Raw genomic sequence first — 13,058 nt, 5'->3', positions numbered from 1 at the left:
AAAAAAAAGCTTCGCAGTAGCGAAGCTTTTTGGTGTATGAATTATATATACTCTAATTCATCTTCCGGTGTCATGCCCAACTCACTCAATTCTTGTCTTAGTCTTTGACGGTCATGAATGGCTTCGATCTCTCTCCATTTTCGTTTTGCTGATTTAGTTTTAGCGGAGCGGTTTTCTGTATCTATCATTGAAAATAAATCGGACTTATCCATTTGGCATCCCCATTATTATTTTTAGCGCAATAGTCACTGTATTATATTGAAATCGATGAACTTTTCCGCAGTTCTGCGATAAAAGCTCACTGCTCTTTTACCATAACTAGGCTTAGAATAGAATAGATAGTTGAATTTTTTATTAAGCGTAAGTGAATTATTTGTTACGTTAGACCGAGCTATGCTGAAAATTTTCATTCCGCAGGAAGAGGTTGATCAGTACTGGTCTCTATGCTTTTTTTCACCAGTAATAAGGCGGCTTCGTGGCGAGCATGCACAAAAGAGTGAATAGCTAAGCCTGACAAAGCCAGTTGCTCGTCACGACTGTTAACTTTGACCACTAAATTAGCCTGAGGGTAATAATCGAGTACGGCTTGGCAAATGATTTTTTTCGTCAACAAGGTATTCATGGTGATGATAACACTAGCCGACTGCTCAACCTTGAGAGACTCAAGTACAGGGAGTTTTTCTAAATGGCCAAAGTAGGCCATATAGCCCCGTTCTCGGGCAAGTAAGACGTGTTGTAAGTTGTCAGAAATAATGACGAAATTTCTACCTTCTTTGCTTAACTCACTAGCGACAATGCGCCCTACGATGGCAAAACCACAAATTATAATGTGATTGTTAGCCGCTATTGGGGTGATTTTGTCAGATTCAAAAAACTCGACCACAAAATAGGAGGCCAACTTATAAATATTATTGACCATAAAGGGTGTGATGATCATCGACAGCACCGTGACCAGGATCAGAAAACTGCCTAACTCTTCGCTAATAATATGTTGGCTGGTGGCGAGGGAAAAAATGGCAAAAGAAAATTCACCAATTTGACAAAGAGCGATAGCAGATTTAATCGCATCACTCTTGTTGGCTTTACGCCGAATAACCAAAAAAATAATCAGGGCTTTGACTAACATCGCCAACAGCAATACCGCTAAGACTAAAAAGAACTCTTGGTAAAAATAGTAAATATCGATTTTGGTGCCAATAGAGAAGAAAAACGCGCCGAGCAAAATGTCTTTATAAGAGGCGATATCCGATTCAACTTTTACATGATAATGGGTTTCAGCAATGATCATACCAGCGATAAAGGCGCCCAGTGAGTAAGTGAAACCCATTTCGTGGGCAAGCAAAGAGGCCCCGATAACAATGGATAGAACCGAGCCTAAAAACAGCTCCTCAAGTTTGGCATTAGTAGAAAAATGCAATAGCCACTCAATCAGCTTTTTACCCAGGGTAAACATAAATAAAATGACGACACAGGCTGATAACAAGGTCTTTAGCAAGATCTCCTGCATAGACAGCTCGTTGTTAGCTAAGAAGCTAATCAATAATAAAATCGGTATCACTGCTAAGTCTTGAAAAATCAGAATGGCCACCGATTTCTCGCCATAGGGGGTGATTATATCTTTTGATTTTTTCAGGTAAGTCAGCACGATTGCGGTAGACGACAAACTAAAAGATAAAGCTATAATGATGGATGAAGTGGCGTCGAGGGCAAAGATATAATGAGCAACGGGGTAGATAACCAGCGCGCTCAGTACTACCTGACTTGTACCATTAATAAATACAATTTCACGCATCTTTTTCAGTTTGGCAAAAGACATTTCTAAGCCGATGGTAAACATCAAAAAGACAATGCCAAACTCACCGATTAACTCTAAAGAACTCAGATTTTCACTGCCATTAAAATCAAAAATAGTGCTAATGATAGTGCCAGTGATGATGTAGCCAATGATGTGCGATATAGCGAATTTTTTTAAGATGATATTAAGCACAGTGGCAATAGCCAGAGAGATAAAAATGATGGGAAGAATAGAGTCCATAAACGCCGTGCAGTCCTGAGAACTTTAACAAAGTTATAACAAAAAGAGTTGGTTTTTCTGTTTAATTAGTTTTTAGATTATAAGTAGAATAAGCATTGCTTGCTACTAAGTCCAATCATTCTATTGCCCAGTCAATGTTAGCCCTCTTTGAAAAACCATATGAAATAGTCTAACGTACCCTTTGAGTTACTGGTCCTTCGTTCGGAGTGTTTTCGACTCGTAATATTGTCAGGTTAATTTATATGCAGGCACGATACTATGATCCAGTGATTGGGCGGTTTTATTCGAATGATCCTGTTGGATTCCGTGATGTGCATAGCTTTCATCGCTATGCTTATGCGAATAATAATCCATATAAGTATATAGATCCGACTGGAATGGCGTCGAGAACGGCTACTGGGAAGGAGTTTGAAAGGAAAAGGGGTAAGCAGACTGGGTGTGACGCTGAAGATAAAGCTAAAAAATCTAAAAAGCAGGCTGATGCATTGAATATTGTGTCTAAAGTTTTACCTGACCAAGATTTACCCCCACTACCCAGCAGGGGTGATCAATTTTCTCAAAGTGGTTGTGCGAGAAATGCTGTATATGAGAAGTGCAAAGCAAATGCACAAGGCTATATAGATTTGCTCGAAGGCGCTCGTGGTAAGCTTGAGAAGACACCTCTCACATTTGCTACAAAGCGATTAATAGTATCTCTTGCAACAACAAGCGCTTGTATACAGTATTGTGGATTCCCTAAGAATGGCAAGAGTCACCCTGATCCTGACTTAGTTATTCCGCCAGTATCACAGGAAATTAAAGATTTAATTGAGGGGATAAAAAATGATTAAAATATTTTTCACAACCTTTATAATATTGGGACTTGTCGTTTTTAATGTTAATGGAAATGAGCAAATAACTAGAGGGTTTCATTCTCCTTGGAACCCTCCAACACCATATTGTGAATTGGCTCAATTTCACGTTGAACTGTCGGTTCGTAATGCTGGTATGGCTGCCCAACTTACAAATGCTGGAAGCTGCAAGTATTTTAGCGGTGATACTGATACTGCAATCGAGCTGTGGGCAGAGGCTTATATTTTGGGAAGAACTGAAACCCTAAAGCCTCTTGCTAGGGTTTCAAGCCTATTAGATTCTAAAACCCAACGAGCATTAGGAATGTCACTCCTACAAGCATACAGTAAGCAAAACAGCTCCTATCGATATCAAATACCATTGTTTAAAGCGCTTCAAATAATGGCCTTCGAGCCAAAAACTAAGGCAAATAACTCGTTGGTCATCGATAATTTGGCAACGGCTTTTCAGCTAGAGGCAGATGATATTCCGTTCGAAACTTTTCAATTCATTTCTTATTTAAAAAGCATAAAGTATTTTCAGGACAACCTCGAAGAAGCTGCAAATTTGTTTTCGAAAATAGAACTTTGGGAGAAGGAAATTAAATTTTCAAATTGTTATATTTCAGAAGCTTTAGAGTTCGATATGTATAAATTGCCTTCAGATCACATATTAAATGAGTATTTCAAAGAGAAGTGTATTTCGGAAAATAATATAAAAGATTAAAAGCAGCTTAAAAAGGGCACCCAACATAATTTGACTACATTTTGCACCAATCTAAAGGGACAATTTACAGGAATTTACAAGGACTCCCATCTTTTTTTGAATCCAAAGCCTCGCCCTCGCGGGGCTTTGTTTTATCCAGCATTGGGGGTTGCAAATCCACCTCCTAAAGCTATGCTGTAACCCACTGTATTAATTAAAAATTATCATCATTAATTAGTGTTAGTAGTCCGTACTAATTTATATGCAGGCACGATACAGAATTAAAAAGACACCCATGATAACAATTGGGTAACCGAGCTTTTTTACAGTTATTGCAATGGGTGTCTGTTTAATTAGTTTGAATTAGAAAGACACCCATGATAACAAATGGATAACCGAGCTTTTTTACAGTTATTACAATGGGTGTCTATTTAATTCAGCTCTCTAAGAGAGGTAATGCATTTGCATTACCTCTCTTTTGCGCTTAAAATAACCACTATTAGCTAAGTTTAACTTGTGGAGATCACTATGCTTACACAAATTGCTTTAGAAGCAGAGTCAACATTAACAGACCGTTTCCAAACAACGGTGCCAAGCCCTGTTCGTCAGGCGTTACATTTGGGTAAGAAAGATAAGATTAAATACGTCATCCAATCTGACGGCAGTGTGCTGATGCAGCGCGTCGAAGCAGTGGAAGGTGATCCTGTGCTTGACCAGTTTTTATCCTTTTTGGCTGTTGATATGCAGAAGCATCCTGAAAAACTGCAACCACTGACGGCCAGTATGCGTCAGAGCGTGGCATCGTTGGTTGCGGATGTCCATATTGACTTCGATGCACCGCTGTCTAATGAGGACGAATAAACTTGCCTGATAATGATCCGATGGTGGTAAATGGTTGGACGCTATTCACCCATCCTCTTTTTGCTGAGCAGTATCTAGCACTCAAAGCTAAAGTAGAAGTTTTAAAGACAAAAGATCCCCAAGGTTACACCAAGAAAAATGACACTAAACGGTTAGCGGCTATTTATAAGCTGGCCTGTAATATTATTCCTCAAGACCCAACGTTACCGGATTACCGACAAGGGAAGACATTAGGCGATAATAATAAGCATTGGTTTCGGGCCAAGTTTTTTCAGCAGTACCGACTGTTTTTTCGATACCACCTCGAATCCAAAATTATCGTTTACGCTTGGGTCAATGATGAAGGAAATAAGCGAGCCTATGACAGTAAGACGGATACTTACAAAGTGTTCGCGAGGATGCTAAAGTCGGGTAATCCCCCGGATGACTGGGATGCTCTTTTAAAAGTTGCCAAGGACGCGCCATTCTCGCCTTAAATATCTAATGCCTTCTTTTTCAAAAGAAAATACTCTGGATCGTATTTCGGATTATTTTATATGCAGTCACGATACTATGATCCAGTGATTGGGCGGTTTTATTCGAATGATCCTGTTGCCACAAATGGACAATTAAGTCTGGTGATCGTGTGCATGGGTTCAATTGATATAAATATGCGAATAATAACCCTTACAAGTTTGCATATCCTAATGGCCAAGATAGTGTTAATGGAACTTTAACAAGCCATATAAATAGACGGATTTTTACAGTTATTACAATGGTGTCTGCTTAATTCTATGTCGTTCAACCACTATTTAGATGATAAAAATAGCCACTATAAATATACTGGTCCGGATAGAAAATTTATTTACTTAGCGGTTCCGTTAATAGTCGATGGCTTTATCGGAGCAGGCGCAGGAATAATAGGTGATGTAGGTTTGGCTGACAGAATGGTCGGAGCAAGTAAAAGAGTGCATGATTTGAACAATGCAGATAATTCCTCTGAGATATCGGGTCCTGAACCTTGGAAAATTGTTATTGATTGCGTTTTTTTTCGCAGTTCGTAAGGTTAAGAGGCGATAGAATAATGACAAAACTGACTATAGGCACTACTACTTTCACTGTGTTTTTGACTGTTACTGTGGTTGTATTTTTACGTTTATGTGAATATGTGCTTGTCTACTTTGGGGTTACTGAGTTTTGGATAAGTCTATTTGATGTATTAGTAGTTGCAGGTGCTATTACATTTGCATTTGGTAAATTAAATCCAAATCTGTTTAAGTAATAATCATAGAATTACCCTCAACGTCAGTTGAATCAAGGCTAACAGCTTTAGGTATAGGGAGTTTATAGCCTCATGATAAAAATAAAATGTAATAGTTGCAAAAAAAATGGGATCAAGGTTTTTGATTCTTTGTTGAATTCAGTCAATGGCAATACTCACTGCGAAAATTGCCACAGATATTCAAGTTTAAGTAAAGATGCAAAATTTCTGTACAACATATTTGAATATGTTGTTGGAGGTTTTCTCATACTGATTTCAATTTATTTTTTAAGTTTTTTGATAGCTTTATCAATTGTGCCTTTTTTTGTTTTAACGAGGCTTTTTTGGGTACCTAAATTTGCTAGAGCTTCAAATGAAAATAAGAAATTTATGTGAAACTAAGAAGTAAAAATAGGAACGGGCTTATTCTCTGTAAAAATTGGAGAATGTATTTAGGCTTTTAGTTGTTTTCAAAGTATGTGTTAATGTTGGTGTCAGAATTATAGATAAAAATGCCTTAAATGACTTTACCTAATGGGAATAGGAAGGCGCGAATTTTTAAAGCTCTTTGGAGCTGTAATCGCCACCGCAGCATCAACCCCACTTCAAGCTATCATCGTTAGCAATGATTTATACATTAATAGGGCGCTTGGCCTCGCTTATAAAAAGCCTAGCGGGTGGCATTTTCTATCACTTGAAGCCTTTGCAGACATTAAGGTAAAACAACAATTACTGGATAGTGACACAACTGAAAAGTTGAAAAGCGGAGATGATCCTATTGCGATGATCTGCCAGTACCCAGAATCTTCAGGAGTTACTTTTTCACCTTCTATTACAATTTATGTCGAAAACTTTGAGTTGTTGGACGGCGAAAATTTACAGGAACTTGTATCAACTCTGGCTGACACATACTCAAAAGCGTTAATGAATTATAAATTTGTGGTGCCACCACAACTATTATCCGTATCGGGATGTGAAGCATCTGAGTATGTATCGACCTTTATTCATCAACAAGAAGATAAAGAGGCTCTGTGTAGGCATAGATCGATTGCAATTATTCGAGACAAACAAATGTATACAGTTAATATGTTTGATTATCCAGCCCTAGGCAGAACTGTTGATCAAGAATATGTTGAATTCAAGGAAGCTTTTAAGCTGGTGTGATACTTGGTTACGTTGAATCCAAAGCTTTCCAGTAGCGGGACTTTTATCACCAATGAGTAATTTCGGAATTGAAGAGACAGACATAATAATAAATTGGTAATCAAAATCTTTTTTTGCAGTTTTTACAATGGGTGTCGCCTTAATTAGTAATATGGTAAACGACGCTTTTGCTCCTAATTCAGGTTTAACAGTATCGATGCAGCCTTTAACCAAAGATCTTGGTCAATTCGATCCATTAAAACCAAATGGCATTATACTTATTGATGTTCTTTTGGCTGCTTTCCAAGATGGACAGAAGGGTGCCCAAATCCTTCTTGACTCAACTGTTGAACACAAAGTTGTTCACGCACTTGATTTTGCAAATGGTGATAATTATAAAAAGGATGGCGGAATCGAAGAAGGTAAAGAATATGAAAAAGCTGTATATGGTTCAGATCTTCGTACTTTTAGGGAAGCGAGAGACTATGATAACAAACAGGATTAAAATGAAGTTACTTCTAATAATGTCTTTAGTTAGTTCTTGTTGTTTTGCAAGTGTGACATCTGGACTTAAATTAGAACTGAGTAAAATTACAGATTCTGAAATTAGGGTCTCTTTACTTAATAATTCAGCTATGAGTGTCTATATGCCAACCATACTTGAATATGAATATTATCTTTTCTTTAAGTTTAAGGGGGGCGTTGAACCAATAAATTTAGGAGTAGATCACAGTCGAATAGATACTAATTGGGATTATGTTAGACTTCAACCTAATATGAGTGTTTCCCAAAAGATTACATTGCCTGAATGGTATAAAATACCTTATGGAGAATGTTATCATTTATGGGCAACTTATCAGGTTCCACTTATTGAAAACGAAAAGCTTTGGGATGGTATGTTTGGGAAGGGGGTGACTTTTTGGAGCGGGAAGATAGATTCTAATAAAATTGAAATTTGTTTCTGATGCGATAGACAATATGCCTTCCAAAAATTTTGAGTTTCTAAGTATAACTTAGACTCCTTCTTTTTTTAAGCCCCTCCAGTTATCTGGTGGGGCTTTTTGTTACCAACCTAAAGTTCGAGCTGAACCGATTTGAATCCAACCTACATCGCCTCGCCCTCGCGTTTTTTTAGCAATTAAAGAGACACCCATGATAACAAATGGGTAACCGAGCGTTTTTGCAGTTTTTACAATGGGTGTCTGATTAATTCTCGCAGGTAGCGGTCACCGCGCTTGGTAATGCCGCCCATTTTATTCATGTTGCCGGAGGCATGTTGTTTTGGCGTCAGCCCCAACCACACGGCAAACTCTTTGGGGTTATTGAAGGCTTGGCCTTTGTCGATAGAGGCCAACAACGCGGACGCATTGATAATACCAATGCCCAATTAAAGAGACGCCCATGATAACAAATGGGTAACCGAGCGTTTTTGCAGTTTTTACAATGGGTGTCTGATTAATTCTGACTCGAATCATTATTGAGCTACACTGCTATCGTGTGTTGAAACTGGCTTGGTCTTAAATGGATAAGGTTATGGATAGAAAATTTTTTAGTAATACTTTAGTCGTCATTATCTTTTTTTCTATTGCTGTTATAGCGACAGCGACATCAGCGCTGGGAAAAGAAATAGACCATGATTTTTTTTCAAATAAGTTGCAAGAATCCAGACATTTAACAGTGACCTTGCCTGAAAATTACGCTGATAACTTGGGGGTGACATATCCTGTTTTATATGTGTTAGATGGTAGGCAGCAACTCCCACATACTGCCGGTATAGCCAAAACATTGCAGGTCTATGGAGAAATGCCAGCCCTTATCATTGTCAGTGTTGATAGTACAAATAGAATGAGAGATTTAACACCAAAAATGTTTCCGGGTGTCGAGAATTCGGGTAAAGCAGATGCTTTTTTAAGCTTTCTTGTCGAAGAGTTAAGACCCTTTATAGATCAGAATTATAAAACCAATAATTACAACATGTTAGCTGGCCATTCACTGGGTGGTTTATTCGCTACATACAGTTTAATCGTCGACCCTGACGCTTTCCAAGCAAGATTTGCGTTTAGTCCAAGTTTACGATTTCTCGGTCCAGAACTGTTCAAAACGCTAAATAGTGTCGTGGCAAAGAAGCGAACGAGTAATGTGTATTTTTATATGAATGTTGGTGCAGAGCAGGCCCGAGTGCTTGATGCGTTTCACACGGTTACAACTATTTTAAACGATTCGTCGGAAAAATTGAGTTGGACAGCAGATGAGTTACCTGAGGAGACGCACTTTACAACACCTATAATAGGTCAATTCAAAGCATTCCGGCATTTATTTGGAAACTGGAAATTAACTCTTCCTCTTGTGGAGCAAGGCATTCCTGCGGTAGAGGCGTTCTATCAATCGCTTTCTAGCCGATTGGGATATGCCGTTGTTCCGGAAGAAGCACAAGTAAATAGTGCGGCATACGAAGTCCTTGATGTTACTGATAACACCGATTTGGCTAGCGCACTATTTGAACTCAATTTGCGTAACTATCCTAGTTCACCTAATGCATTTATTGGCCTTTCAAGAGTGGCGAGAAATCAGGGGGATTTTGTGCGAGCAAGTGAACTAATGGAAAAGGCCTTAGGCTTAGTTGATACAACAGACAGCAGATATACCGTTCTTAAAAATCAATTGGCAACCTTGCAACAATCGATACAAAGCAGCGATTAAATTCAAACTTAACAAACCAAGTAAAGGGACGAGAAACTATCTGTCTATCGTCCCTTTGAACGGACCAATTAAGGGTTAGCTTTTCTGAATTTACTAATCAATTGGTTGGTTGAGGCATCAAAGTTAAGTGCTGCATCGCTATTCACTAATTTGTCTAAAACCTGATTGCCTAATTCTTTGCCTAGTTCCACGCCCCATTGGTCGAAAGAGTTTACGCCCCAGATTGCGCCTTGCACAAAGACCTTGTGCTCGTACAACGCCACTAAGGCGCCCAAGGTGTGAGGGTCCATCTTATCGAACAAGAGGGTATTACTGGGTTTATTACCCGGCATGGTTTTATGTGTAGCCAAGGAGTTTAGTGCCGATTCAGCTAAGCCTTTACCGGCTAAATCAGCCTTACATTCTTCAAAGGTTTTACCTTGCATCAAGGCCTGAGTTTGGCCAAAACAGTTTGACGCTAACATGGCATGATGAGTGTTATCTTGATTCTCTACGCTAAGTGGCAACATAAAGTCAGCAGGCACTAATACTGTGCCTTGGTGAATAAGTTGGTGGAATGAATGCTGACCATTGGTGCCTTCACTGCCCCAAATAGTAGGGCCCGTAGCATAGTCGACCACAGTATGACTACCGGCGATACGCTTGCCGTTGCTTTCCATATCGAGTTGTTGCACATAAGCTGGGAAACCGCGCATATAGTGGTAATAAGGCAACAATACATGACTTTGGGCATCAAAAAAGTTGGTATACCACACACCAAGTAGTGCCAAAATCATCGGCAGATTTTGTTCAACTGGTGCCGTTTGAAAATGCTCATCCATCGAATATGCGCCTTGCAGTAAGGCTTCATAGTTGGCATAACCAATTGTTAAGGCGATAGGCAAGCCAATGGCTGACCAGAGTGAATAACGACCGCCGACCCAATCCCACAATGGGAATATATTGTCTTCTGCCATACCAAATTCGGTGGCTGCTTTGATGTTTGATGAAACCGCTATAAAGTGTTTAGCAATGTCTGCTTGACTGCCACCTGCCTTTAAAAACCAGGCTTTGGCGCTCAGGGTGTTTTGCAGGGTTTCTTGGGTGGTGAAGGATTTAGATGACATCACCACTAGGGTTTCTTCGTGATCCAGTCCGCTCAGTACATCGTGAATATGAGAACCATCGACGTTAGCCACATAGTGCACTTTTACCCCTGCGAACCAATAAGGCTTGAGGGTTTCAGACATGATTTTAGGGCCTAAAAACGAACCACCGATACCAATAGCAACAATTTGAGTTAAGGCCTTGCCCGTATAGCCTTTGCGCTCACCACTATGCACACTGGCGACAAAGGATTTGATTTTTTGTTGGCAGGCTTGCACTTCTGGCATCACGTCTTGCCCATCAACCAACACAGCTTTACCTGAATAGTTGCGCAGTGCGGTGTGTAAGACCGCACGTTTTTCGGTGTGATTGATGATTTCACCAGCAAACATGGCGTGGCGTTTTTGCTCAACTTGGCAGTCTTTTGCTAGTTGCTGCAGGGCGGCTAATACCTCTGTATTGATGAGATTTTTTGAGTAATCGAGTTCTATGCCGCAAACGGCAGTGGTGTATTTTTCAGCTCGTTTAGGATCACCAGCAAACCAATCGCGCATATGTTGTGTTTTTACTTGTTGAGCAAGCTCAGAGAGTTGTTGCCATGCTGGCGACGTCGTTAGTGCTGTCATAATAAGAGACTCATCTTGTTTGAGTTTGAACAAATAAAAAAGCGCCTAGGGTAGACGCTTTTTATGTAATGTAAGTTTAGGCTTAGAAGTAGCCTCTAAGCAAGGTTTCCAGTTTGACTTGGTCAATGGCAAAGTTGCGAATACCTTCAGATAACTTTTCAGTTGCCATGGGGTCTTGATTCATTTCCCAGCGGAACTGGGCTTCAGTTAAACGCGGTCCTGGTGTAGTTGTCGCGCCACTGTCTTTTAATTTAAGCGGCAGTGGATTTGTATTTTGTGAAAGCTCTTCAAGTAGACCTGGACCGATAGTTAAACGGTCACAACCGGCTAGTTCAGTGATTTCATCGGTATTTCTGAAACTGGCGCCCATGACGACAGTTTTGTAACCATGCTGTTTGTAGAAATTATATATTTTAGTGACTGAGCGTACACCGGGATCTTCCGAAGGTGCATAACTGGCTTTACCTGTTTTGGCTTTATACCAATCTAAGATACGACCAACAAAGGGTGATATCAAAAACACCCCAGCTTCGGCACAGGCTTGAGCCTGAGAAAAACCAAACAACAAGGTCAGATTGCAGTTAATGCCTTCTTTTTCAAGTTGTTCTGCGGCACGAATACCTTCCCAAGTAGAGGCGAGTTTAATCAAAATACGTTCTTTTTCGATACCCGCTTCTTTGTATAGGGCAATCAATTTGTGGGCTTTTTCGATACTGGCCTCAGTGTCAAAAGATAAACGCGCATCAACTTCGGTAGAAATTCGGCCAGGTACAATATTGACAATATCGGTACCGATGGTGACCGACAATTTGTCACCGGCATCAATTATTTGCTGCTCAGAATCGCTAGATTGCTCTTTAGCCCACGCTACTGCTTGTTCTAAGTGGGTTTTATATTGAGGCATCTCGGCTGCTTTTAGCAGTAAAGAAGGGTTAGTCGTGGCGTCCACGGGTTGATATTTCTTTATAGCTTCAATATCGCCGGTATCTGCTACCACTGTGGTAATCGCGCGTAATGCTTGTAACTGATTTGACATGAGATCCTCGTAAGTGCTCGTCTTGAACGGTGTTATCTTTACAAAAAACAGGGTTTATGCAAAGAATTAAGATGAATACTATATGTTTAGAACGTTAGCTTTTTATGGCTAAACCGATTGTTGCTATGACAAATTTTTAAATCAGGCCATAGATTATAACCGATGAGTGACAGACGCCAGTAAAACCCACTGATTAACTAACAAAGATAAATACAAGATAAAGAGTCGTAATACCAAGAAAAGGCCGAGTGATAGGGGCTTAAAATTGTAAGGTCAATTGGGCGCCATAAAACACATAGGCTTCACTTTGCCAAAACTCACTGTCGATTTTACGTGCTCGTGCAGAGAATTCTATGCGAGCTCTATTTAATTGAAAGCCAATACCTGCTCCGGCATAGCCGTCTGGACTATTATGCTGGTCGTAGTAGTCGTAACAACAATCATCATTACGATTGTCGTTTAATAAGCTTTCAGACAGATCGATGCCCGCTTCGACATAAACAGAGATATTTGAGAAATAGCCAAATTTTACCCCCACTTCCCAAGCCATAAATTCTTCTAAATAGCCTTCCTCAGTTATGACCTCAGCATAACTAATATTGGTGGTGGCTTCTGCACCCATATCGCTATACGCAAAACGGATACGCTGTGCTATGCCCACGCTGCTGATCTTGTCTGTGGCGTTAATTTCGTGTTTAACAAATATACTCATGCCTTCTGGTGTTTTAGCCTGCGTGGTAAAACACAACATTAGGGCTGACAATAACAGCAGGCTTTTTTTCACGAATATTCCTT

Annotated in this window: 16 protein-coding genes and 1 pseudogene; 11 read left to right on the top strand and 6 right to left on the bottom strand. The window is 39.8% G+C overall.

What is annotated here, in order from left to right:
* Nucleotides 1-41: 41 nt before the first annotated feature.
* Complete coding sequence (locus tag ABKW31_RS08130) at nt 42-212, bottom strand: DUF3545 family protein (RefSeq protein ID WP_348615824.1); 171 nt, start codon at nt 210-212, stop codon at nt 42-44.
* A gap of 194 nt (nt 213-406) precedes the next feature.
* Complete coding sequence (locus tag ABKW31_RS08125) at nt 407-2,035, bottom strand: cation:proton antiporter (protein WP_348615823.1); 1,629 nt, start codon at nt 2,033-2,035, stop codon at nt 407-409.
* Nucleotides 2,036-2,277: 242 nt separating this feature from the next.
* Here ABKW31_RS08125 and ABKW31_RS08120 point away from each other — a divergent pair, with 242 nt between their 5' ends.
* From ABKW31_RS08120 to ABKW31_RS08075, 10 genes are all read left to right on the top strand, one after another.
* Nucleotides 2,278-2,865, top strand: a complete 588-nt coding sequence (locus ABKW31_RS08120; RefSeq protein WP_348615822.1) for an RHS repeat-associated core domain-containing protein — start codon at nt 2,278-2,280, stop codon at nt 2,863-2,865.
* Complete coding sequence (locus tag ABKW31_RS08115) at nt 2,858-3,592, top strand: hypothetical protein (RefSeq protein WP_348615821.1); 735 nt, start codon at nt 2,858-2,860, stop codon at nt 3,590-3,592. Before ABKW31_RS08120 ends, ABKW31_RS08115 begins: the two co-directional genes overlap by 8 nt.
* A gap of 507 nt (nt 3,593-4,099) precedes the next feature.
* Entirely contained in the window at nt 4,100-4,432 is a 333-nt protein-coding gene (locus ABKW31_RS08110; protein ID WP_348615820.1) for a type II toxin-antitoxin system PrlF family antitoxin, read from the top strand.
* 20 nt (nt 4,433-4,452) lie between these two features.
* Nucleotides 4,453-4,908 carry a type II toxin-antitoxin system YhaV family toxin gene (locus ABKW31_RS08105; RefSeq protein WP_348616030.1) on the top strand — a complete coding sequence of 152 codons (456 nt, stop codon included), beginning with the start codon at nt 4,453-4,455 and terminating at the stop codon, nt 4,906-4,908.
* 60 nt (nt 4,909-4,968) lie between these two features.
* Nucleotides 4,969-5,148, top strand: coding sequence for a hypothetical protein (locus ABKW31_RS08100; RefSeq protein WP_348615819.1), 180 nt, complete (start codon nt 4,969-4,971; stop codon nt 5,146-5,148).
* 57 nt (nt 5,149-5,205) lie between these two features.
* Nucleotides 5,206-5,475 (top strand): hypothetical protein, encoded by a 270-nt coding sequence (locus ABKW31_RS08095; protein WP_348615818.1) that lies wholly within the window; start codon nt 5,206-5,208, stop codon nt 5,473-5,475.
* 20 nt (nt 5,476-5,495) lie between these two features.
* Nucleotides 5,496-5,693, top strand: a complete 198-nt coding sequence (locus ABKW31_RS08090; RefSeq protein WP_348615817.1) for a hypothetical protein — start codon at nt 5,496-5,498, stop codon at nt 5,691-5,693.
* Between the two features lie 513 nt (nt 5,694-6,206).
* Entirely contained in the window at nt 6,207-6,836 is a 630-nt protein-coding gene (locus tag ABKW31_RS08085) for a hypothetical protein (protein WP_348615816.1), read from the top strand.
* Between the two features lie 127 nt (nt 6,837-6,963).
* Nucleotides 6,964-7,320 (top strand): hypothetical protein, encoded by a 357-nt coding sequence (locus tag ABKW31_RS08080; RefSeq protein ID WP_348615815.1) that lies wholly within the window; start codon nt 6,964-6,966, stop codon nt 7,318-7,320.
* Between the two features lies 1 nt (nt 7,321).
* Complete coding sequence (locus ABKW31_RS08075) at nt 7,322-7,780, top strand: hypothetical protein (protein WP_348615814.1); 459 nt, start codon at nt 7,322-7,324, stop codon at nt 7,778-7,780.
* 233 nt (nt 7,781-8,013) lie between these two features.
* Here ABKW31_RS08075 and ABKW31_RS08070 read toward each other — a convergent pair.
* A pseudogene (locus ABKW31_RS08070) lies at nt 8,014-8,199 on the bottom strand (IS110 family transposase); the annotation flags it as partial.
* Nucleotides 8,200-8,348: 149 nt separating this feature from the next.
* Here ABKW31_RS08070 and ABKW31_RS08065 point away from each other — a divergent pair.
* Nucleotides 8,349-9,515 (top strand): alpha/beta hydrolase-fold protein, encoded by a 1,167-nt coding sequence (locus ABKW31_RS08065; protein ID WP_348615813.1) that lies wholly within the window; start codon nt 8,349-8,351, stop codon nt 9,513-9,515.
* Nucleotides 9,516-9,583: 68 nt separating this feature from the next.
* On the opposite strand, the gene pgi is transcribed toward ABKW31_RS08065, so the two are convergent.
* From pgi to ABKW31_RS08050, 3 genes are all read right to left on the bottom strand, one after another.
* On the bottom strand, nt 9,584-11,227 hold the full coding sequence (gene pgi, locus ABKW31_RS08060) for a glucose-6-phosphate isomerase (RefSeq protein WP_348616029.1): 1,644 nt from the start codon (nt 11,225-11,227) through the stop codon (nt 9,584-9,586).
* Nucleotides 11,228-11,309: 82 nt separating this feature from the next.
* Nucleotides 11,310-12,263: a transaldolase gene (gene tal, locus ABKW31_RS08055; protein ID WP_348615812.1), complete on the bottom strand. Its 954-nt coding sequence runs from the start codon at nt 12,261-12,263 to the stop codon at nt 11,310-11,312.
* A gap of 259 nt (nt 12,264-12,522) precedes the next feature.
* The gene (locus tag ABKW31_RS08050) at nt 12,523-13,047 is read right to left on the bottom strand and encodes a hypothetical protein (RefSeq protein ID WP_348615811.1); all 525 of its coding nucleotides are present in this window, start codon (nt 13,045-13,047) and stop codon (nt 12,523-12,525) included.
* Nucleotides 13,048-13,058 lie beyond the last annotated feature (11 nt).

Origin of the sequence: Paraglaciecola sp. 25GB23A (assembly GCF_040012495.1) — a bacterium.
Taxonomy (GTDB): Bacteria; Pseudomonadota; Gammaproteobacteria; order Enterobacterales; family Alteromonadaceae; genus Paraglaciecola.
The sequence above is the reverse complement of the archived record's forward strand: the minus strand, read 5'-3'. Positions and strand labels throughout refer to the sequence as shown.